At 39.3% G+C, this 21,058-nt stretch carries 21 protein-coding genes and 1 tRNA gene; 13 read left to right on the top strand and 9 right to left on the bottom strand.

Features of this window, described 5'->3' with window-relative positions:
- Positions 1–17 precede the first annotated feature (17 nt).
- The 4 genes from ACSBL2_RS05805 to ACSBL2_RS05820 all read right to left on the bottom strand — a co-directional run bounded on the left by ACSBL2_RS05805 (position 18) and on the right by ACSBL2_RS05820 (position 3,857).
- Positions 18–1,184: a chorismate mutase gene (locus tag ACSBL2_RS05805; protein ID WP_442590727.1), complete on the bottom strand. Its 1,167-nt coding sequence runs from the start codon at positions 1,182–1,184 to the stop codon at positions 18–20.
- Positions 1,185–1,290: 106 nt separating this feature from the next.
- Complete coding sequence (locus ACSBL2_RS05810; RefSeq protein WP_442590728.1) at positions 1,291–2,124, bottom strand: prephenate dehydratase; 834 nt, start codon at positions 2,122–2,124, stop codon at positions 1,291–1,293.
- Between the two features lie 441 nt (positions 2,125–2,565).
- The gene (gene aroB, locus ACSBL2_RS05815; protein ID WP_442590729.1) at positions 2,566–3,651 is read right to left on the bottom strand and encodes a 3-dehydroquinate synthase; all 1,086 of its coding nucleotides are present in this window, start codon (positions 3,649–3,651) and stop codon (positions 2,566–2,568) included.
- On the bottom strand, positions 3,651–3,857 hold the full coding sequence (locus ACSBL2_RS05820) for an RNA-binding S4 domain-containing protein (RefSeq protein ID WP_442590730.1): 207 nt from the start codon (positions 3,855–3,857) through the stop codon (positions 3,651–3,653). Before ACSBL2_RS05820 ends, aroB begins: the two co-directional genes overlap by 1 nt.
- A gap of 94 nt (positions 3,858–3,951) precedes the next feature.
- Here ACSBL2_RS05820 and ACSBL2_RS05825 point away from each other — a divergent pair, with 94 nt between their 5' ends.
- Positions 3,952–5,136, top strand: coding sequence for a proline dehydrogenase family protein (locus ACSBL2_RS05825; protein ID WP_442590731.1), 1,185 nt, complete (start codon positions 3,952–3,954; stop codon positions 5,134–5,136).
- 197 nt (positions 5,137–5,333) lie between these two features.
- On the opposite strand, the gene ACSBL2_RS05830 is transcribed toward ACSBL2_RS05825, so the two are convergent.
- From ACSBL2_RS05830 to ACSBL2_RS05840, 3 genes are all read right to left on the bottom strand, one after another.
- Entirely contained in the window at positions 5,334–6,842 is a 1,509-nt protein-coding gene (locus tag ACSBL2_RS05830) for a catalase (protein ID WP_442590732.1), read from the bottom strand.
- A gap of 115 nt (positions 6,843–6,957) precedes the next feature.
- Positions 6,958–7,290 carry an Mpo1-like protein gene (locus tag ACSBL2_RS05835; protein ID WP_442590733.1) on the bottom strand — a complete coding sequence of 111 codons (333 nt, stop codon included), beginning with the start codon at positions 7,288–7,290 and terminating at the stop codon, positions 6,958–6,960.
- A gap of 114 nt (positions 7,291–7,404) precedes the next feature.
- Positions 7,405–8,043, bottom strand: coding sequence for an HAD family hydrolase (locus tag ACSBL2_RS05840; RefSeq protein WP_442590734.1), 639 nt, complete (start codon positions 8,041–8,043; stop codon positions 7,405–7,407).
- A 73-nt stretch (positions 8,044–8,116) separates the two neighbouring features.
- On the opposite strand from ACSBL2_RS05840, the gene ACSBL2_RS05845 reads away from it, so the two are divergent.
- The 12 genes from ACSBL2_RS05845 to ACSBL2_RS05900 all read left to right on the top strand — a co-directional run bounded on the left by ACSBL2_RS05845 (position 8,117) and on the right by ACSBL2_RS05900 (position 16,131).
- Positions 8,117–8,190 (top strand) — tRNA-Ile (locus tag ACSBL2_RS05845).
- Between the two features lie 174 nt (positions 8,191–8,364).
- Positions 8,365–8,517: a hypothetical protein gene (locus tag ACSBL2_RS05850; RefSeq protein ID WP_442590735.1), complete on the top strand. Its 153-nt coding sequence runs from the start codon at positions 8,365–8,367 to the stop codon at positions 8,515–8,517.
- A gap of 27 nt (positions 8,518–8,544) precedes the next feature.
- Positions 8,545–8,790: a DUF1016 N-terminal domain-containing protein gene (locus ACSBL2_RS05855; protein ID WP_442592224.1), complete on the top strand. Its 246-nt coding sequence runs from the start codon at positions 8,545–8,547 to the stop codon at positions 8,788–8,790.
- A 36-nt stretch (positions 8,791–8,826) separates the two neighbouring features.
- Positions 8,827–9,741, top strand: coding sequence for a helix-turn-helix domain-containing protein (locus ACSBL2_RS05860; RefSeq protein ID WP_442590736.1), 915 nt, complete (start codon positions 8,827–8,829; stop codon positions 9,739–9,741).
- Between the two features lie 172 nt (positions 9,742–9,913).
- Positions 9,914–11,218 carry an MFS transporter gene (locus tag ACSBL2_RS05865; RefSeq protein WP_442590737.1) on the top strand — a complete coding sequence of 435 codons (1,305 nt, stop codon included), beginning with the start codon at positions 9,914–9,916 and terminating at the stop codon, positions 11,216–11,218.
- A 3-nt stretch (positions 11,219–11,221) separates the two neighbouring features.
- Positions 11,222–11,470 (top strand): hypothetical protein, encoded by a 249-nt coding sequence (locus ACSBL2_RS05870; RefSeq protein WP_442590738.1) that lies wholly within the window; start codon positions 11,222–11,224, stop codon positions 11,468–11,470.
- A gap of 75 nt (positions 11,471–11,545) precedes the next feature.
- Positions 11,546–12,253 carry an NUDIX hydrolase gene (locus ACSBL2_RS05875; protein WP_442590739.1) on the top strand — a complete coding sequence of 236 codons (708 nt, stop codon included), beginning with the start codon at positions 11,546–11,548 and terminating at the stop codon, positions 12,251–12,253.
- Positions 12,254–12,338: 85 nt separating this feature from the next.
- Complete coding sequence (gene prs / locus ACSBL2_RS05880; RefSeq protein ID WP_442590740.1) at positions 12,339–13,178, top strand: ribose-phosphate diphosphokinase; 840 nt, start codon at positions 12,339–12,341, stop codon at positions 13,176–13,178.
- A gap of 29 nt (positions 13,179–13,207) precedes the next feature.
- Positions 13,208–14,662: a nicotinate phosphoribosyltransferase gene (locus ACSBL2_RS05885; protein WP_442590741.1), complete on the top strand. Its 1,455-nt coding sequence runs from the start codon at positions 13,208–13,210 to the stop codon at positions 14,660–14,662.
- 27 nt (positions 14,663–14,689) lie between these two features.
- Positions 14,690–15,235, top strand: a complete 546-nt coding sequence (locus tag ACSBL2_RS05890; protein ID WP_442590742.1) for an NADAR family protein — start codon at positions 14,690–14,692, stop codon at positions 15,233–15,235.
- Positions 15,236–15,249: 14 nt separating this feature from the next.
- Complete coding sequence (locus ACSBL2_RS05895) at positions 15,250–15,372, top strand: macro domain-containing protein (protein WP_442590743.1); 123 nt, start codon at positions 15,250–15,252, stop codon at positions 15,370–15,372.
- 276 nt (positions 15,373–15,648) lie between these two features.
- On the top strand, positions 15,649–16,131 hold the full coding sequence (locus tag ACSBL2_RS05900; protein WP_442590744.1) for a DUF2004 domain-containing protein: 483 nt from the start codon (positions 15,649–15,651) through the stop codon (positions 16,129–16,131).
- Positions 16,132–16,294: 163 nt separating this feature from the next.
- Here ACSBL2_RS05900 and ACSBL2_RS05905 read toward each other — a convergent pair whose 3' ends face one another.
- Positions 16,295–16,738 carry a hypothetical protein gene (locus ACSBL2_RS05905; protein WP_442590745.1) on the bottom strand — a complete coding sequence of 148 codons (444 nt, stop codon included), beginning with the start codon at positions 16,736–16,738 and terminating at the stop codon, positions 16,295–16,297.
- A 1,312-nt stretch (positions 16,739–18,050) separates the two neighbouring features.
- On the bottom strand, positions 18,051–20,927 hold the full coding sequence (locus ACSBL2_RS05910) for a ligand-binding sensor domain-containing protein (RefSeq protein WP_442590746.1): 2,877 nt from the start codon (positions 20,925–20,927) through the stop codon (positions 18,051–18,053).
- Positions 20,928–21,058: the final 131 nt, after the last annotated feature.

Here is a 21,058-nt window from a genome sequence, read left to right on the forward strand (position 1 = left end):
AAATGATTAAAGTACGATTATGATTTTACTGGAGTATCTGCATCGATAATATGTACTGTTGTCGCTTCTGCATCAGTAACATCAGCTGTTTCTTTACCTTCATTCATGATTTCAGTTTGTTTTCTGATCGACTCGCCATGCACAAGTTCCAGGAATTTCTCTGTAAAACCAAGGTCTAACTTCAGCGCCCTTGCAAATGCACTTCCTTTTTTAAGGATCTCATCCCAACGGTTCACCTGTAAGATCGTTACTTTATTGTCTCTTTTGTACTGACCTATTTTTTCTACGATAGCCATGCGCTCGCCTAATTTCTGCATCAGGATGTCGTCAATCTTATCAATTCCTTTGCGCAGTTCAGCTAATTTATCTACAAAAGCTTCGTTTGCTGAATCCGGTTCACGCAAGCTCAGTTTTGAGATCAATTCTTCTAAAGCAGCAGGAGTAACCTGTTGTTTAGCATCTGTCCATGCGACAGAAGGATCAATATGACTTTCGATCATTAATCCCTGCATGTCCATATCCAGGGCTTTCTGGGCAATGTAAGGGATCAGTTCGCGGTTACCGCAGATATGTGAAGGGTCGTTAATGATTGGCAAGCCCGGACATAGTGTTTTCAGTTGAATAGCCAGTTCCCACATTGGTTCATTACGGAAAGAGCTTTTTTCATAGGAAGAGAACCCACGGTGAATGGCACCTAATTTAGTGATTCCTGCATTGTTGATACGCTCTAATGCACCGATCCACAAAGAAATATCTGGGTTAACCGGATTTTTAACCAACACCGGGATGTCTACACCTTTCAGGGCATCAGCAATTTCCTGTACAGTGAATGGGTTTGCAGTAGATCTGGCACCAATCCAAAGGATATCTACACCTGCTGCCAAAGCTTCTTCTACATGTTTCGCTGTAGCAACTTCTACTGCAGTAGGCAAGCCTGTTTCTTCCTTAGCTCTTTTCAGCCATTCCAGACCAATGCTGCCAATACCTTCGAACTCTCCCGGACGGGTACGTGGTTTCCAGATACCTGCTCTTAGTACAGATACTTTACCTGTTGCGGCAAGCAGATGTGCTGTAGATAACAATTGCTCTTCAGTTTCTGCACTGCAGGGGCCAGAAATAATTAAAGGCTCGTTTGTGATGTTTAACCAGCTCTCTAAAGGCTGAATGTTTAAATTTAATTTCATGATGAAGGTTATTTTAATGCGTTTGTGTTTGAATTATTATGGGGTTGTTAGGATGATCTTATGGGGCGCTGCTATATCGTTTTTATAAATAGTAAACAGCCATTTTTTATACTTTATCGTTTTTCTGATACTCGCCCATGATATTAAAGTTGACGGTGTATTTGAGAGCTTTGCGAATGGCATAATCGTACTTGGCCATATCTTTCCACTCCATATCTACATAAAAGTAGTACTCATTCCTCTTGCCAAGAACAGGCATGGACTGTATTTTACTCAGGTTAACTTCCTGTTCAGCAAACAGGTTAAGTACTTTTGCAAGGGCACCTACATGATTTCCGAGCTGGAAACAGATGGAAGCCTTATTGATAGGGACAACATCGTCTGCCTGGTTGTTCTTTAAGATCAGGAAACGGGTGAAGTTCTTCTTGTTCGATTCGATACGTTTCTCAATGATATTCAGTCCGTATAACTCCGCAGCAAGGGAATTGGCCACCGCTAAAGTATCGGTAAGCTTTTCGTCCCTGATCTTTTTTGCACAGGCAGCAGTATCTACGCTTTCCACTACTTTTAAATGAGGGAATTCATCGAAGAAATCAATACACTGACGGATGGCAATTGGATGGGAAGTCACAAACTTCGCCTCTTCAAGTTTCACCCCGGGAAGAGCCATCAGGTGAAGCTGGATCGGGATGTAAACTTCTCCTGCGACAGCGAAATTGTACTCTCTGATTAGTGTGTAGTTTGGTAAAAGACTGCCGGCAATAGAGTTTTCAATAGCCATCACCACATAATCTGCTTCATTGTTGGCCAGGCTTTCGCAGGTCTGTTTGAAGGAGTTGCATTCAACTGTCTGAATGTCCTGACCAAAAAATTTAAATGCAGCTTCTTCGTGGAAGGAGGCTTTGATACCCTGAATAGCTACTCTTTTTACTTGTTTCATTTTTAAGGATACTTTAGTTTGTTGCTTTTGCGTATTCGTTTCTGCTATGTATTGTGTTTTTGTCTTCCCGATTGCCGTAAACAAAAAAAGTCCCGGCTGTAGGCCGGGACTTTTCTATACAATTAATCTTGTGTTTATTTTGATTGCATATTAGTCCCGGCTCTTACTAAAGTAGTAAAAGTAACCAAACCAATATGTAGTAATATTTATCATCTTATGTTTTCTTCTTTATGGAAGTTTTTAAATTTTGTGCAGGTCAATTCAATTTTCTTAAAATCCTCTCCTTGTCCTGAGCCAAATGTACTAACAAAATTTAATTTGTCAATAGCTAAATAAAAAAAATTATTTTTTGTCTCTCTTTCCCTCTTAAAAAAATAGAATGAAGCAGGCTTAAACTGCCATTTCACAAGTTTTAAGGTGGTTTGCCTTGATTTGCAGGAACTAAGCTTTTTCTTTCCTCTTTTTTGGATACGCAGAATTATAGTAATTCATACTTTCGGTCAGGTCAGTTTCAGACACCCTGCAATTGTAAGTACAGGTTCCTATCGCTTCCAGCAGGGTAAAAAGGATATTGCCATGTTCATTTTTCTTATCGCTCTGCATCAATGCAGCCAGCTGAGGGAAAGATTTTTCTTTGATCTTATAGGCGGGATAAATACTTGTGATATAGGTGGTTATTTCTGTCAGTTCTGCAGCGGTAAGTGTACTGTTTTTGTGCGACAGGTAAGCTTCACAGATCATGCCGATAGCAATAGCTTCTCCATGTGTAAGGGAGTTTTTATCCTTGCTCAGGGAATAGCTTTCTACAGCATGTCCGATAGTATGTCCGAAGTTTAGGATTTTGCGTCTCCCTTTTTCGAGCGGATCTTCGGTAACCACTTCATTTTTAATCTCCACGGAACGGTGAATATCAGCGGCATTTATCTTTTTATAATCTGCAGCTTTCAGGACATTGTAATAATCTTTATCGGCAATCAGTCCATGTTTAATCATTTCGGCAAAGCCAGATAACAGTTCCCTTTCCGGCAAAGTTTCCAGGAATTCTGTTTCAATAAAAACTGCTTGCGGAAGACTGAAAGTACCTACCATATTTTTCACATTGTCGATATCGATTCCTGTTTTTCCACCGACAGAAGCATCTACCATAGATAAGAGAGTAGTGGGAATGTTCACAAAATCGATCCCGCGTTTATAGGTAGAAGCCACAAAACCGCCCATGTCGGTGATGACACCGCCACCCAGGTTGATCATCAGGCATTTACGGTCGGCGCCAAAATCAAGCAGCGTTTTCCAGATTCCGATGCAGAAATCGATATTTTTATTTTCCTCGCCCGGATCAGTTTCAATCAGGTCAAATCCATTAAAATCATCCAGCATCTGTCTAAAAACCGACAGACAGAGGTCAGAAGTATTGCTGTCAGCAAAAACAAAGACTTTACTGTATTTGCCTTCATTAATGATCTCCATTAATGGCGCAAGCTGTGTCTCGAAGTGAATTTTGTGCCCGGCACTTTCAATTGTATTCATTAAACGATCTTTATTTTGTTACCCATAAAATCAACAACATCACCTACCCGTACCTTTAAACGTTTGCGGTAATCTACAGTATCATTGTATTTAACTAAACCATCTTCAACAACAGTTTGTGCTTCACCGCCACTTTGAACAAGTCCGGTTGCTTTTAACAGAGAAATAAGGGGAATAAATTCGCCTTCTAATTTAAATTCTATCATTCTGTTGCAAATTTACAATTATTTATAAGGTCTTTTGCTAACGATAGTTAAGGAATTTATACTTTTGCTGAAGTTTGACTAAACCATCATTCAAATGCAGATATTATCTCAAAAAAAGATCAATTTCGATAACACTGAAATTGCTTTTCGCAGTAAATCAAATTCAGAACTTAACAAAGCTTACTGGTTGTTCAAGATTATCAGCAGTAATTTGTTAGTACAGGTAGGGCCACCTGTAACCAACCTATTCCTTAAGATCGGGTTGCCTATTAAAGGAATAATAAAGGCAACTATTTTCCAGCAATTTTGCGGGGGGGAAACGATAGGAGACTGTGAGCACACCATCGGGCAGCTGACAGCAGGTAAGGTAGGTACTATCCTGGATTATTCTGTAGAAGGGGAAGAGGAAGAAGAAGTATTTGATTACACCTGCGCTGAGATTATAAGAACCGTGGAGCGTGCTGCAGGAGATCCCCGTATTCCGCTTACGGTATTTAAAGTAACCGGGATCGCACGTTTTGCACTCCTTGAAAAGATTGATTCCAAAGTAGCATTAACAGGAGCAGAAAAAACAGAATTTGATAAAGTGAAACGCCGTTGTGAGCGGATCTGCAGGACGGCATTCGAGAAAAATGTGCCCATTATGATCGATGCAGAAGAAAGCTGGATTCAGGATACGATCGACGGACTGGCGTTAGATATGATGTTGTTGTTTAACAGGGAAAAGCTGATCGTTTATAATACCTATCAACTGTACCGACATGATAAACTGGCAGATTTAAAAGCGAATCATATGGTCGCAGAAAAAGCAGGATTTATCCTGGGGGCTAAGATTGTGCGGGGTGCCTACATGGAAAAAGAACGTGAAAGGGCTGTTGAAAAGGGCTACGCTTCTCCGATACAACCCGATAAGGCATCGACAGATAAGGACTACAATGCAGCGATTACCTATTGTATACAACATGTTGAACGTATTGGTCTGGTTTGTGGTACACACAATGAGCAAAGTTGCAGGGTGTTAACAGATTTACTGGATAAACATGATATCGATGCGCAGCATCCGCATGTTTATTTCTCACAATTGCTGGGGATGAGTGATAACTTAAGCTTTAACCTTGGTGATGCTGGATATAATGTGGCAAAATATGTTCCCTACGGACCTATTAAAGCAGTTATGCCTTATCTGTTCAGAAGGGCACAGGAGAATACTTCCATTGCGGGGCAAACCAGCAGGGAACTTGACCTTATCCTGAAAGAGAAAAAAAGAAGAGGTCTGTAGTATTATTTTTAATTCTACTCCCGCTATATCACGTCCGGTATCTGGATCCCGCTGGGGAAAGGTACCGGATGTGTTTGTTTTGGGGCCTTTTATCAGTCGTACTTAACCCTGGCACAGCCTTACCAGAGCCATAAAGTATAAAAACCGCCCTACATTGCTATAAGACGGTTTTATTGGTAATAGTTAATAGTGTTTCCTTAATGTTTCTGCGCTTGCATAGCCTGCGATGCATCAATGCCCAATCCGCTGGCAACTGCCATGCCCAGGCTGATATCCGCTCTGAACCAGTGGCACAATTGCAGGTTGATAATTTTCTCTCTCTTCGGTCCACTGATACCGCTCATGGCACCCACAATATTATTGATCAGATTTTTACGGTCTGCATCATTCATCGCTTTGCGGAAAAGCTCTCCAGGCTGTGAATAATGGTCATTATCGCCTTCACCTTCATTTCTGTCATACCAATCGGCCGTGCTGGAATGCAATTCCTGTGCAGGTTCTTTATAGCTTTCATCAGGGAAGACATCTCCAAAACTATTAGGGAAATAGTTCGGATCATCATTTCCATTGTCATCAAAGCGCATTGCACCGTCACGGTGGTAGTTATTCGTCATAAACGGACAGGCATTTACTGCCAGCTGTTCATAATTTACGCCCAGGCGGTGGCGTGCTGCATCCGGATAGGATAAAATCCGTCCCTGTAACATTCGGTCAGGCGAAAATCCGATTCCGTCTACCTGATTGGTAGGTGCAAAGGCTGATTGCTCTACATGTGCAAAATAGTTTCTTGGGATTTCGTTCAGTTCAATTTCCCCCACATCAATCAGCGGAAATTCAGCATGCGGCCAAACTTTAGTTAAGTCGAATGGGTTCCATCTGAAGGTTTGCGCTTCTTCTTCGGTCATCACCTGGATTTTAACCGACCATTTGGGAAATTCGCCATTATCAATTGCTTCAACCAGATCGCGCTGAGAGTGATCCATATCCTGAGTACGCATGGCATCCGCTTCAGGCCCTGTGAAGTTTTTAATTCCCTGTTGGGTTTTGAAATGGAATTTCACCCATACCCTTTCATTATCGCTATTGATCATAGAGAAAGTATGGCTTCCGAATCCATCCATATGGCGGTAGGAGAAGGGCGTGCCACGGTCACTCATCAGGATCATTACCTGGTGAAGGCTTTCCGGATTCAGCGACCAGAAATCCCACATCATGGTAGGGCTTTTCAGGTTGGTACGCGGTTCCCTTTTCTGGGTATGGATAAAATCACTGAATTTTTTAGGGTCTTTGATAAAGAAAACAGGCGTGTTGTTTCCAACAATATCCCAGTTGCCGTCTTCAGTATATAATCTCAGGGCAAAGCCCCGTGGATCTCTTTCAGAATCGGCACTTCCTTTTTCACCACCAACGGTAGAGAAACGAAGGAATATTTTACATTCCTTACCGATCTGGTTAAATATTTTGGCTTTGGTATATTTAGATATGTCGTGTGTTACCGTAAATTTACCATAAGCTCCGGTTCCTTTTGCATGTACCACACGCTCGGGAATACGTTCACGATTAAAATGAGCCATTTTCTCATGCAGCACAAAGTCCTGCAATAATAATGGTCCTCTTTTTCCTACAGATTGTGTGTTCTCATGTTCTGTATAAGGCCTGCCGGATGCTGTCGTTAATTTTCGGGTTGGTTTGTTTGTCTCTTCCATTAAAGTTTTTTTTACTCCGATAAAAGTATATACAATTGAAGATACGGAGAAACACCTAATTTCTATGCAGGTATAGTCATAATCTATCGTTATTTGTAAGGTATATAATTATGAGTTACTTGGCCTTGAAGGATTCCCTTCCCATGATGATATCGCCGAATAATAAAAAGTCGCATGCAAAGCTCAGGAAAGGGTGTTTCAGGGTGGAAGGTTTATTTTTCTCGAAGAGCAGATGCCCCAGCCAGGCCAGGATGAATCCGGTGATGACCATGGAAAGGAAGAATACAAAGGCGTGGAACAGCATAGCTGTGATGAAGGAAAGTGCCATCAGTCCGGCTCCGAAGAAGTGAAGGACCCTGTTCATTGTATGTTGATGCTCTGACAGGTATAAGGGATAAAAATCCTTTACAGATGCGTATTTCGTTTTTTGTGTGTTGGGGTTAGTCATTTATGGTTGTTGGTGACTGGATAAGTAGGATGGATTCAAAAGATAATGTAGCCTCTTTTTGATACTGCAGTATCTTTTGATAACCATCTGTGATATTATTTCCTTGATTGAATTTTAAACCGTGATCCCGTTGTTTTTCAAAAATACATCCAGGTTTTTTGGATTCTCTGTCATCAGCAAAGTATGAAGTCCTGCTTTTTTAGCGCCAACCAGGTGCTGAGGACTGTCATCAATGAAAAGTGTTTCTTCCGGATTCAGGTTGTTTTCTTTGATGACCTGCTCAAAGATTTCTACGTTTGGTTTGCGAAGGAACATCAGTTGTGAATAATATGCTTTTTCAAACAGGTGATCATTATTTTCCACTTCATATTCTTTTTTCAGGTAGTCCATGATATAATCATAGTGAATCTGATTGGTATTACTTAGTAGAAAAGTACGGTAGTTATTTTTCACTTTACTGAGTACTTCGTGAACATTTTTTGGAACTCCAATAAGTAAACTTGTCCATGCGGCATCAATTTCCTTGTCTGTTAATGCAGAATTTTGTGCTGCTTTTCTAATTCCATCCCTGAATTCTGCCGGAGAGATAGCGCCGGTCTCTAAATTATCAAATAAATTATCATGTCCCTTATGGCCGAAAAAATCATCAATATTTGGTATACCTAGTTGTGCAAGAGCTTTTTGTGCTATTTTGAAGTCGATTTCGAAGATTACGTTGCCATAATCAAATATGATATTTTTAATTTTTTCCATCAAAGTGTTTTTAAAATTGAATACAAATATGTAACATTGCACTCGCAAAATCTAATAGTGTTTAGATTTTTCAGGGCCATTAGCTCAGTTGGTTAGAGTAGAAGACTCATAATCTTTTGGTCGATGGTTCGAGCCCATCATGGCCCACTGGATAAAAATCCGCTTTTCGATAAGAAAAGCGGATTTTTGCTTTAAATAGGTTAGTGATAGATCCCGAATATTTAACTCAATTTTAAGAAAATTTCTTGTTTTGAAGCGACTTCACTATTGGTTTTGTTAAAGTTATTCTCTGTAAATTTGACAGGATGAAATTACTTTACCATGGGAGAATTGGAAAACTCAAGTATTCTTTTTAAGCAAATCACTGAAATTGTAACTCATGCGAGGCAAAAAGCGTATCAGAATAGCAATGCCATTTTGCTGGAAATGTATTGGCAAATTGGCTATCTTATAGTTGAGGATGAACAACAATGAAATATTAAGGCGATATACGGGAAGGGTATATTAAGAAATTTAGCTGAACAGCTTACTCTTCACTTTGGAAAAGGTTTTGATGAAAGTAATCTAAGAAATATCCGGCAATTTTACATTGCTTTTCCAATTCGTGACACACTGCGTCACGAATTGAGTTGGACTCATTATAGAATTATAAGCCGTCTTGAAACTGAAAGTCTGAGAAATCAATATGTCATTCACGCAATTGGATATTCCGGTCGTCCAGAATATCCTGTAATCTCAAATAAATAAAAACTTCTAAATGTTATTATTTCATAATTTTGCGGAATGAAAAGAAAAGAGAATATAAGCGATTTTCATGACCGACATGGGTGGGAATACCCTAAAAATGGACAATTCAACGTGTATAACAGAGAAGAATTTTCCTGTGATAGTACATCCCTGCCGCCCAACCGCAGGGATTTTTATAAAATATCTATGATCACAAGAGGTACTGGAATATTAAGTTATGCTGATAAAGTCATCAGGATTGATAAACCATCCATTACCTTCTTTAATCCTTTAATTCCCTACTCGTGGGAGCCTACTTCGAACGATCAGGCCGGCTATTTCTGTCTGTTTACTGAGGATTTCATAAGCCAAAGCCTTAAAAGTGAGAGTCTTTCACATTCACCTTTATTTAAGATAGGAGGCAATCATTTGTTTTTTCCTAAACTAGAAAGTGTTGAGTTATTAAAAGGTATTTTTGAAAACATGTTCCTTGAGATCCGTTCCGGATACGCTCATAAATATGAATTATTAAGAAGCTACGTGCAGATCATTATGCATGAAGCAATGAAAATACAACCTGCAGATACATTTTATCAGCCAGTAAATTCATCAGAGCGTATCACTACTATGTTCCTGGAACTGTTAGAACTGCAGTTTCCTATTGACTCCCCTACACAAACTTTGAAACTCAAAACAGCTAAAGAATTTGCTTTGCAGCTCAATATACATACCAATACGCTGAACAGAGTGATGAAAGAAAGCACAGGCAAAACTACCACGGAATGTATTGCCAATAGAATTGCTAATGAGGCAAAAGCGTTATTACAGTTCAGTAATTGGGACATATCAGAAATTGCCTATAGCCTGGGTTTTGAATATTCGGCCAATTTTATCATTTTTTTTAAGAAGCAAACAAATACAACCCCTTTAAAGTACAGGAAAGCTCTCTGTACACCTATTTCCAAACTATAAAGGAAAACACCAAATCATCTTAATACATTCCTTTTATTGCTTCCGGTTATAATATCCCATACCATATAATTAGAAAGATGGTTGTCTAACAGTAGATTTCCTATAAATGTCCGATCTCACACCAATTTAATAATCATATGTTTGATTAGCATAATTTTAAACCAACCATAAAATGGAGCTTTGCTTCATAAAAAATTATGTATTTATGGAAAGTGAAAATCTATGTAAAAAAAATAGTAATGATGCTAAGGTGTCAGATGGCAACCTTTTTAATAAGGACAATACTCAACCGATCTCTCCAGCATGGACCGCGGTTTTCTCGCTAACAATGGGTGTCTTTGGATTATTAACAGCGGAGTACCTGCCTGCCAGTCTGCTCACACCGATGGCTTCAGAACTAGGGCTTTCAGAAGCAGTAGCAGGTCAGACGGTAACTGTGACCGCGATAGCTGCATTATTTTCCGGACTGTTGCTACCCGGACTTACACGATCTTTAGACAAAAGGATCGTATTGCTCAGCTTTTCTGCTTTGATGATCGTCTCTAATCTTTTTGTTGCTTTATCATCAAGCATAATCGTGCTTTTATTGATGCGTACTTTGCTCGGAATTGCTCTTGGTGGCTTTTGGGCAATGGCAGCAGCAGTGGCAATGCGTCTTGTACCTTTGAAATTGGTGCCACGTGCCTTATCGATAATCTTCAGTGGCATAGCTGTCGGAACTGTGCTTTCTGTGCCTCTAGGTAGCTATTTGGGAGGCTTGTTCGGCTGGCGTAGTGCCTTTTATGCAGCGGCGGCAGTTGGTATAGTGACCTTAGTTTTTCAATGGTTTACTTTGCCAAACCTGCCTTCGCAGCAGGCAGCCAAATCTACAACAGTGCTTAAAGTATTGCTGCGTCCAGGCATAATAGTAGGAATGCTGGGCTGCGTGCTGGCACATATGGGCCACTATTCCCTTTTTACTTACGTTCGTCCCTTTTTAGAGGATACAATAAGAATTGGTGCTGATGGAATAGCCATGGTGTTGTTGGGCTTTGGAGCAGCGAACTTTGCCGGTACGCTTCTGGCAGGACGGCTCATGGAACACAGTCTGCGCTCGACATTAACAATTATGCCAATTTTGGTCGGAGTTGTAGCATTGCTTTTGGTATTTTTACCACACTCTTTTACCGGACATGCATTGCTAATTGCCGTCTGGGGAATGGCTTTCGGCGGTGTGCCAGTTGCATGGTCAACGTGGGTGTCAACTGCGGTTCCGGATGAGGCAGAGAGTGCTGGAGGAATGGTTGTAGCAGCAGTGCAAGGCGCTATTGCAGCGGGTGCAGCTATGGGCGGCTTATTATTTAATTATGCCGGTATCTCTGGTGTATTCGTCACAGCAGGCATCTCAATGATTTTAGCCGGGGTTTTTATCGCATGGTTAGTCAAGGTTAAAGCTATTCGTAACGACGCTGGAAGAGTGGTTGTATCTCATCATTAAAACGTGGAGCAAACTAAGATGGATTTCTATATTTGGTGCTTAGGTAAAAATGGAGATTTGTTATACATGGGAGTTATTGTTGATATCAGTAAAGCTCAGGTTAATGGAATTGCTGGGACAGGTGAGTCTGCTGCACCGGTGCTTTCTGCTAATGGGCTGGCAATTAAGGTATCTTCCAATGGATTGATTCAAATTTTTGATGAAGGGAATTCCCAACCATATATTTCTGATACGTTCCCTTTATATAAATAAAAATATCTCTGACGAAAAAGTAAAAACATCACTTCTTTATTAAATCTATACCTTTGCGGGAAGCCAACTATTCAAATGACTAAGACTACTTTCAAAATAAAACAAGAGATTAAAGTTACTGTTGATGCCATTGTTTTTGGGTACAATCAGGGAAATGGTATTTCTGTTTTATTGATCAAACGTAAAATAGAGCCGTTTAAAAATGAGTGGGCATTGCCTGGAGGCTTTGTCTTGAATCAGGAAACGCTGGAGGAAGCTGTAGAGCGTGAACTAAGGGAAGAGGCGGGGGTATCGATTAACTATCTGGAGCAGCTGTTTACATTTGGAAAGCCAGACCGTGATCCACGGATGCGCATTGTTTCTGTTTCTTATTTTGGTTTGGTGAAGTCTGCCGATTTTAGTCTTTTTGCTTCTACCGATGCAGCTGAGGCTGCCTGGTTTAACATCTATGAGTTGCCTGCACTGGCATTTGATCATAAAGACATTGTAGAAAAGGCTATAGCACGACTACGGGCTAAAATTATTTATGAGCCCATTGGTTTTGAACTGCTTGATCGTAAATTCCTTTTTTCTGACCTGGAGCACCTGTATACTTTATTGTTGGGACGTGAGATTGATCGCCGCAATTTTAAACGCAAAATGATGTCCCTGGGCTTGGTGATTGAACTGGATGAAAAAGCGCCATCGGTGACAGCCGGCCGACCTGGTAAACTTTATTCATTTGATAGTGATAAGTACAATCAGTTGAAAGTCAATGGTTTTGATTTAAATAAACTCATATAGAATTAATTTGTGTAAAATAAACACAAATTAATTTGGATAAGAAAAATATAAGTATTTAATTTGTGTCATTGTAACGCAAATATGTATGAAAACATTAAACTTATCAACCGGATTCAACCCATTTCCATCTTCAATTGAAGAGATAGACAGCAAGAGCTTTTTGTTTAGTGGGGGCGAGGTGCACATCAAATTACAGGACAGTGCAGATGAAGTTCTGATTTCCACAAGACTTAATGACTCCAATGAGGTGATGAAACTTTTACTGGCAGTAGATGCTTTACGCAGAAGCGGCTGTAAAACCATCAGCGTATTGATCCCTTATCTGCCATATGCCCGCCAGGACAGGGTCATGGTTAGCGGCGAACCATTGTCTGTCAAAGTGATAGGTAACCTGATCAACAGCTGCGGTTTTGAAAAAGTATATGTGTTTGATGTGCATTCGGAAGTTTCATTGGCATTACTGGACAATTGCGAACTGATCAGCAATTATACACTGGCAAAAGAAGTATTAAAAGACCATGCGGATTATTTACTCGTTTCTCCGGATGCTGGCGCATTGAAAAAGATCTATAAGCTGGCTGAGGCTTTAAATTATACCAGCGACATCGTATTGTGCAATAAAGTACGTGATGTAAGCAACGGACGGATTAAGCAGATTACAGTAGATCAGGAAGATCTTCAAGGTAAAGATTGTTTCATTATCGATGACATCTGTGATGGTGGTGCTACCTTCATCGGTGTGGCTAAAGAATTGAAACAGCGTAATGCCGGTAAAGTAAGCCTCATCGTATCGCATGGCATCATGTCTCGCGGAGATTCGGAATTGGGCGAATGGATTGACCATATCTACACCACCGACTCCATAAAAGATACAGAAACAGCGCTGGTGAGCAGAATCCAATTGGCCAATCTGATAGCATTATAAATGTTTTTCAACCCTAAAAATCTACAATCATGAACAATATCCTTTTACAAACAGATGTATATAAAATGGGCCATATGGAACAGTATGCCCCAGGATGTAATAAAGTATATTCTTACTTAACAGCACGCAGCGACAAAAACTTTGATGAGACTGTTTTCTTCGGGTTGCAATATTTTATCAAAAAATATTTATCAGCACCCCTTACTCCGGCAATGGGAGAGGAGTTTTTAACCTACCGCAAAATGATCCTCGGAAGTAATTCTGAAGAAATTGAAGCTAAAATCAGGGCACTGTGCCAATTGGGTTATTTGCCTATTGAAATTAAAGCGGTTGAAGAAGGCACCATTATGCCAGTGCGGAATGTGCTGATGACCATTACCAACACGCATCCTGATTTTTACTGGGTGGTGGGTTTTATGGAGAGTTTACTACTGAAATTGTGGTATACCATTACGGTGGCTACCTGCAGTCACCAATACCGTAAAATTGTAAACAGGTATTTTAATGAAACTGACGAAGAGGCAATGGCTCCCGCTAAAGATTTCCAGGTGCATGATTTCGGATATCGTGGTGATGCTTCTGAAGAAGGTGCAGCCATTAGTGGGGTGGCGCATCTGCTTTCTTTTTTGGGAAGTGACAATGTGCCAGCCTTGCCTTGTGCGGTAGAATTCTACAATGCAGATGTGAATGGCGAACCTATTTTACTTTCTGTACCTGCAAGTGAACACAGTGTGATGTGTTCTTTTGGAAGAGAAGATGAGATCGGTGCATTCAGACACATGCTGGAACTCTATCCTACTGGCATTGTTTCTATTGTATCTGATACTTTCGATGTCTATAAAGTACTGACAGATTTTGCAGAGATCCTTAAAGAGGATATTCTTAAAAGGGATGGTAAAGTTGTATTCAGACCCGATAGTGGAAACCCGGAATATATCATTTGTGGTAATCCTGAGGCTGAACAGGGCAGTAATGAGTGGAAAGGTGCCATTCGTTTACTGGATGAGAAATTTGGAAGCAACCTGAATAACAAAGGATATAAAGTTCTGAATCCTAAAGTAGGCCTGATTTACGGTGACGGGATGTACTTGGAAAGATATGTACGCACACTAGACCGTTTAAAAGAAATGGGCTATGCAGCCAGTAATCTCGTGATCGGTGTGGGTGGAATTTTAAGAAACCACAGCAGAGACACTTTAGGCTTTGCAATCAAAGCTACTTATGTTGAAGTGAATGGAGTGCCAAGAGAAATTGAAAAAGATCCAATCACAGACCACAAAAAGAAATCTCATAAAGGTTTGCTTAGTCTGCGGAAAGTAGAAGACCAGTATATCACCAAAGATCAGTGTAATGTGGTTGAGGAAGCCGATTCTTTGCTGCAGGTGGTGTATAAAGATGGTCAATTGATTAAAAAAACCAGTTTGTCCGAAATCAGACAATTGGTTAAAGCCCAGGAAGCTATTTTAATGACCGAGATATTATAGAATTTAACAGACCTTAAACTTACTAAAATGTATTACGATATAGAATGGCTTAATAATGTGGTGACAGATCATCAGAATTTAAAGTTTCTTTATTTCTGGGGACACACCAATAAATCAAATGAAGCGATTGGTAAATTCTGTTTTAGTCAGTGGTATGAGTCGCCGTTTGCGGTGGATGGGGTAACCTACAATACAGCTGAGCATTGGATGATGGCAAAAAAAGCGCTGTTATTCGGGGATTTAGAGATCTTCGGGAAAATTGTGATTTCGGATAAACCCGGTGAAGTAAAAGATCTTGGCAGGAGAATTTCGGGGTTCGATGATGAGATCTGGACGGCTGAAAGGTATGAAATTGTTAAGGCAGGGAATCTTCATAAGTTTAAACAACATCCAGAACTGTCCGAATATTTATTGGGGACAGGGAATAAGATTTTGGTAGAGGCCAGCCCCGTAGATCGTATTTGGGGAATCGGGCTGGCTCAGGATCATGCAGATGCTTCAAATCCAAACCGTTGGTTGGGATTGAATCTTTTGGGCTTTGCTTTAATGGAGGTGAGGGATTTATTAGTTTAATTAGCTTTATAGCAATGAAGAACAGGATTAAGGTGATTAAAGGTGAGATCAAGAAATGCAATGTTGATGCAATAGTCAATGCTGCAAATACGTCATTGATGGGTGGTGGAGGTGTGGATGGCGCCATTCTCCAATAAGTCATTTCGTTGTCCATTTTTATTACGTTGGAATTGAGCGGTATCACTTGCTAATATGAAACGTAACCTATAGTTTAGAGCTGATTAACAGCTTGTATTAAAAATGAGAATTAGCAATCTTCTGTATGACTATCTGTGTATATGAACAAGATGGTAATGAAAAACTTTACAAGGCACTTATCAAAAGTGACACTTTCAGCAGGAAAGGGAAGGAAGAATAAAGAATTAATAAGCTTATTGAGGATAAATTAAATAACCATTAAAACCTGTTATGAGATGAAAATATGTTATTTTGAAGAATTAAAACCTAACGAACTCGAAGAATATTATTCGATAGATATTGAGTTTGAAGGTCGCCAGATAAAGCTAGATCTTAACTTTGATAATACTTCAATAGCAGAAAGCCGGCTATTAACAGTTAATGCTATACTTGAAAAATTACCTGAATTCGTTGGTAAACTAAATGGTTTCATTCAAGATGATTTCAAAACTGGAAATGATGTGCAAGAATTTCTAGATTTTCACCTTGAAGAAGTTGATGAAGAATTAGTGCCTCTTCTCTCGAAAACAGACCAAAGTCTAAAGAAAGACCAACAGTTACTATCTATTTTAGACTTAAGACGAATTGGTTTTTATCCCGATAACGATGAGGTTTTTACGGTTTCTGATTTTGGAATAGATAAGGAAATTTCACAGTATGTTTTAGTTGTAAATACAACACAAGACCAGGAGTTTCATTATATAACGATGGAAAGCTAACTCGATTTTACCAAATCACTGATTAAACATAAATCAGACAGGAAACGGTTCGAGAAATGCCCTTTCGGATGCTAAATGCTGGCGGTACTTCGAAATCTGGACAATTGCCAATATTTCAAATGTAACAATAAATAGTTTTTCTCTTCTTTGACTACGAAAGTACTTATTGTTTGACGCTATTAATATCCGGTAGTAGAGTATTTTTTTTAATTGCACCTGGAGTTTCTTTTTTCCAGTACTTTTTGTCTTCTCGAAAACTTAGTGCTAGAATTACAACTCCTCCGATTAATGCCATGCCAGCTGCTATAAATTCTTTACTTCGAAAACTAGATTCGTTCAGAATAACTACGCCATTCTTTTCTATTTGAAATGTTTCTATGTTCGGATCAGTTGACAAGGCATGTTTATAATAGACCTTAACGTTATCGCCTAGATTCAAAGCACTATCTAATTTATTATAAGATTTAGATGGGTTATAAGTGGCTAATATTTGATTGAGTCCATCAATTCTAAAGAAAAAGACTTTGGCAGGCATTTTAGACTTAGTAAAGGTAATTCCCTTATCAATAATTACACCTTCATAGCTGTCTAGATCTCTTGCTTGCATGTTAGCATTTTGCAACGCAAGATACCCCCAAAAAAGCAAGCTGTACTAAGAATAATTGCAGCGCAGTAACTCCAAATTCGTTTTAGTTTAACTTTTAATTTAGCTGATGGCATACCTTAATTAACACCCTTTTGTTTAATTGCAATGCCCGTAAATATATCAAAATTTATGGTCGATTGGATTCTGTTCATTTTGGAATTAAGAATTGATCACCATTTTTTACTCTTTCACATTCATCTTGCGCAAAAATATCAACGGTGCTCCCACAGTACCGGGAAGCCAATACGAGGCCTCAAAAAAAGGAGATTGGTTTTAAATCGGGAACCCGTTTAGATTTTTCATGCTTATCATAATTTCCAATAAGCAATATTTGATCTATTATTAATTATTTAAATATCAATTTATGATCATAAATTTAAATCAAATGAATACAAATTTTAAGTAATTGTACTCGCTATCTGTCCGGTACGTCCCCGGTCAGAGAGCGACTCAGGTGTATGTTATGTCCGTGAAAAGTCCGTGTAAAAATCACTAGTTATTTTTACCCCCTCAAAAGTCGCAGTCAACTCGCAGCTGACACGCAGCTTGCCCGAGGACGTATAGAAAAATTCCAGAACCATTACCAAGGTCTAAATATACCCAATCACAAACTATTGCTAGTTTTGCACAAGATGAAAATACTTCGTATAATGACCGCTGAGCGAATTAATAATTCAGCACATGATATGATGTAAATGCTGGCATTTAAGCGCGCAGCAAAGCTTTAAATAGCCTAAAAACGCAAAATTATCAATTCTTATACAGAGCCCGGCACAATGGTCGACATATATCACCTGATTGAGGTGTTTTCTGATCAATGCAGATCCGGTTATCCTCCATATTTCCATGATCATGGATCGAGAAAATTTCAGTCTGATTTTGTATTTTTAATACAGCTGACATCCGCTGATTTGAAATTAACCAATAGTTAAATAAAAGGTGTCGTATCTTCAGGATCAAAATTTGTATATCTTCCTCTTTCTGGACGGATTTTGAATCAGTTTATTCGAGACAGGGTAATGGAGTATAAAACACAACAGGTCTTCATCTCCTGATCAGATCGGGAAAGTTCAACACTTTCAAGCTGAACATCTTGCCTCTGCCCACATTTTTGATCTTGATCCGAGATGATTTTAGGAACGAAGTCGTAGCGGACGGCATAAATATTTATTGGGTATGGTAAAATTACAAAGCTATATTTTTAATCCCTGCTCCACAACATTTGGCATTGATCCGGTAGTTTTCGGTGATTTATTCATTTTTAAGCAGTCTATTATACCGCATTAAAAAACTCAAACAAATTCACATTACTTGCAATATTCAGTTTCTTTCTTAACCTATACCTTCCAACTTCTACACCCCTGGGCGATATTTTCATGAGTGTAGCTATTTCTTTAGTAGAAAGGTTCATTTTAAGATAGGCAGATAAGCGTAGCTCAGTGCTGGTTATCGACGGAAATTTGTCTTTCAAATGTTTGATGAAATCTACATGTACTCTATCGAAATGGACAGAAAATTGTTCCCAACTTTCATCAGATTTTTCTTCGGCATTGAGCAGTCTGATGATTTTGTTAAAGTCAGCAGTTTGGGTATCATCCTTAAGTTCATTCTTAAGCTTGAATAGTTCATTCTTGATCTTGGACATCATATCTGCCTTTTGTACCAAATGCATGGTGTTGGAAGCCAATTCCGAGTTTTTGGTTTCAATTTCAAGTTCTAACTTTTCATTTTTAAGGTTGATGATTTCCTTTTCAGACTTATCCATCTCCAATTGGTGCATATATTTGATATGCTCCTGTTCTTTTTGAAAAGCAATTCGCTGGTTCATGATTTTTCTCTGTTGCCTTTTATATACCAGATAAATAATGCCTAAGAGAATTAAGCCATACACCAGGTAGGCCACAATGCTTTGGTACCAGGGCGGCAGAATATCAAACTCATAAGTGGCTACGGACGATTCATTGCCCAGGTTATCCTGTGTTTTTACCATGAAGGTATAATGCCCCGCTGGTAGATTGGTGTAATCCTTTTCTGTCTTTTTGTCGAGCGCCGACCACTTCTCATCAAATCCTTTTAGGTAACAACTATAGAAAGTATTTTCCTTGTTCCTGTTAATGGTAGAAGAATATTCGAAGTGAAAAGAATTCCAGCCATGTTTAATTCTCGGCACTTCGTTTTGTTTCGAATTTTCATTTACGTTGCCAAAGTAACCGTTAAACAATCCTATATCTGATTTTCCGAAAGCTTTAACCAAACTGATGCGCACTTGCTGTTTGCCTGCATTAGCTAAATATTTTTCGTAATTGATATGGTAGAATCCCTTTTGTGCACCTACAAATAAGTTGTTTTTGTCGACACTATAAATGTGTTCGAAACCGCCTAAAGTTTTGCCATTTAACTCTGGAATGTAGAGTAGCTTGTAAGTTTTGCCATTGTACTGTGCTACGCCAAGTTTCTTCTCTTCAATAAACCAGATATTGCCCTGCGCATCTTCTTTAAGGTATCTCACATATTTTTTGCCAAAAACAGGTGCAAAATAGCTCGAAATTTCAAAACTGTCTTTATGGATGTTATACTCATAAACACCTTTTTCAGTACCTACTACAATTCTATTTTTAACCTGGTAAACGTGGTTATTAAAGGTAGATGGCAAGCCTTTTTTATCGGTATAAAGTGTTACACTTTTGGTGTGCATATTCGCCAATGCTATTTTATAAACCCCCTTATAAGGATGAGAAACCCAAACGTTATTCTTTCCGTCGCTTACGACAAATCGGGCGGATTCGCTAAAATTGGCAATATTTCCAACTATCCTAAACGTATTATTTACGTAATTTAAAATGGAAATACCATTATAGTTGCCGGCAAGCACAGTTGGTTGGGTGGTATTTGCTTGGTGATAACTTAAAAAATTCCAATAGCCTTGTGCACTGGAAATAGGTTGAGTTCCTTTTGCGGTCAATTCAAAAGCACCTTCGTGCCTGGCCAATAATAATTTCCCATGAACGATGTTCATTCCCCAGGCCTGTCCGTTAGCCTTGGGTACGGGAGCAAAATTATTTTGGGTTGTACTGATATCTGTTTCACCAGCCAGAGGAAGACTGTAGAAACCATTCGACAAACCGGCATAAAAGGTATGGTTGTAGATGATAGCCGTATGGCCTGCAGCATTGTCAAAGATTGCTGGATTGATGTGTTTGATGGCATTGTTGTTGGCAATAAAGCTGATTCCATCTGAAAGGCCCAGCCAAATGTTCTTATTGCTGTCTTTAAAGACACTGATGATGGCATTGTTTTGCAATCCGGAGCCTTTGGAAATATGATAAATTACTTTCCCGCGGGTATCCATCAGATAACAGCCGTTGTAAAGTGTGGCTATAGCGATTGAATGATCATCTATTTTACGTGCACTACTAATATTTAAGATCTTTGCGGCAGGGTTTAGCGGAGTAATTTTTCCACCTTGAATGGTGTGTAAGCCATGCGCAAACGAACTCATTAAAATGGTGTCTTTTCCAAATTGGGAAATGGAGCTTACCATGAAATCGTAAGGGAGGGTACCTGTTAAGAGAGGGAGCCAATTATTCCCTGAAAGCTTTAACAGCCCTTTATCTTTTTCGTGGGCAATAATGGTGTTGTTGGCCATTCCCATGTAAAGCCATTTCGTTTTTGTTTCTAAAACGGTGATTTTTCCGTTTTGCCATTTAAAAATATTGTTTTCCGCACGGAAAAATATTGCGGTTCCAATGCTTTGCACGTTCCATATATCAGCAAATGACTGATGCTTTTTGGGTATTTTCTCTTTCAGGCTCGTAAAAATCAGCTTTCCGTTGCTGTTTGGAGAGAAAAAGCCAAAGTCGCCCTGACCTCCGGCATATAGTTTTTTGTCGAAACCTATTTTGATAGACCTTACAATTGTCTTGTTGGGTAATGGATATATTTTCCAACGGCTGCCATCAAACGTAAGTACCCCTTCATCATTGGCAAAGTACATGACACCGTTACGATCTTGTTGGATATCCCAATTGTGAGTTCCGGCATTATAAGTGGTATTGTCGTAATTTACAATATCTGGCATTCCTATAGGATTTTGTGCAAAACCCGGTATGCCCAGAGAAAAAAGGAGTAGGTAAAATATTTGGCTTTTCATTATCAAAATAAAAGTAGGTAAAATCTTTCTAACTCCAAATGTAGTAGGCCTAAACTGGCATTCCCGTCAGTTTAAGCGGTTTTGATGTAGTTTTGTAGGGGCTGGAAATTTGGAAGCTCCCAGGTTTTAAG

Source organism: Pedobacter sp. AW31-3R, assembly GCF_052180285.1.
Taxonomy (GTDB): Bacteria; Bacteroidota; Bacteroidia; order Sphingobacteriales; family Sphingobacteriaceae; genus Pedobacter.

Excerpts from the sequence above, each read along its gene's own strand:
- ACSBL2_RS05805 (WP_442590727.1), bottom strand. The coding sequence starts at position 1,184 with ATGAAATTAAATTTAAACATTCAGCCTTTAGAGAGCTGGTTAAACATC.
- ACSBL2_RS05810 (WP_442590728.1), bottom strand. The coding sequence starts at position 2,124 with ATGAAACAAGTAAAAAGAGTAGCTATTCAGGGTATCAAAGCCTCCTTC.
- aroB (WP_442590729.1), bottom strand. The coding sequence starts at position 3,651 with ATGAATACAATTGAAAGTGCCGGGCACAAAATTCACTTCGAGACACAG.
- ACSBL2_RS05820 (WP_442590730.1), bottom strand. The coding sequence starts at position 3,857 with ATGATAGAATTTAAATTAGAAGGCGAATTTATTCCCCTTATTTCTCTG.
- ACSBL2_RS05825 (WP_442590731.1), top strand. The coding sequence starts at position 3,952 with ATGCAGATATTATCTCAAAAAAAGATCAATTTCGATAACACTGAAATT.
- ACSBL2_RS05830 (WP_442590732.1), bottom strand. The coding sequence starts at position 6,842 with ATGGAAGAGACAAACAAACCAACCCGAAAATTAACGACAGCATCCGGC.
- ACSBL2_RS05835 (WP_442590733.1), bottom strand. The coding sequence starts at position 7,290 with ATGACTAACCCCAACACACAAAAAACGAAATACGCATCTGTAAAGGAT.
- ACSBL2_RS05840 (WP_442590734.1), bottom strand. The coding sequence starts at position 8,043 with ATGGAAAAAATTAAAAATATCATATTTGATTATGGCAACGTAATCTTC.
- ACSBL2_RS05850 (WP_442590735.1), top strand. The coding sequence starts at position 8,365 with ATGGGAGAATTGGAAAACTCAAGTATTCTTTTTAAGCAAATCACTGAA.
- ACSBL2_RS05860 (WP_442590736.1), top strand. The coding sequence starts at position 8,827 with ATGAAAAGAAAAGAGAATATAAGCGATTTTCATGACCGACATGGGTGG.
- ACSBL2_RS05865 (WP_442590737.1), top strand. The coding sequence starts at position 9,914 with ATGGAGCTTTGCTTCATAAAAAATTATGTATTTATGGAAAGTGAAAAT.
- ACSBL2_RS05875 (WP_442590739.1), top strand. The coding sequence starts at position 11,546 with ATGACTAAGACTACTTTCAAAATAAAACAAGAGATTAAAGTTACTGTT.
- prs (WP_442590740.1), top strand. The coding sequence starts at position 12,339 with ATGAAAACATTAAACTTATCAACCGGATTCAACCCATTTCCATCTTCA.
- ACSBL2_RS05885 (WP_442590741.1), top strand. The coding sequence starts at position 13,208 with ATGAACAATATCCTTTTACAAACAGATGTATATAAAATGGGCCATATG.
- ACSBL2_RS05890 (WP_442590742.1), top strand. The coding sequence starts at position 14,690 with ATGTATTACGATATAGAATGGCTTAATAATGTGGTGACAGATCATCAG.
- ACSBL2_RS05895 (WP_442590743.1), top strand. The coding sequence starts at position 15,250 with ATGAAGAACAGGATTAAGGTGATTAAAGGTGAGATCAAGAAATGCAAT.
- ACSBL2_RS05900 (WP_442590744.1), top strand. The coding sequence starts at position 15,649 with ATGAAAATATGTTATTTTGAAGAATTAAAACCTAACGAACTCGAAGAA.
- ACSBL2_RS05905 (WP_442590745.1), bottom strand. The coding sequence starts at position 16,738 with ATGCAAGCAAGAGATCTAGACAGCTATGAAGGTGTAATTATTGATAAG.
- ACSBL2_RS05910 (WP_442590746.1), bottom strand. The coding sequence starts at position 20,927 with ATGAAAAGCCAAATATTTTACCTACTCCTTTTTTCTCTGGGCATACCG.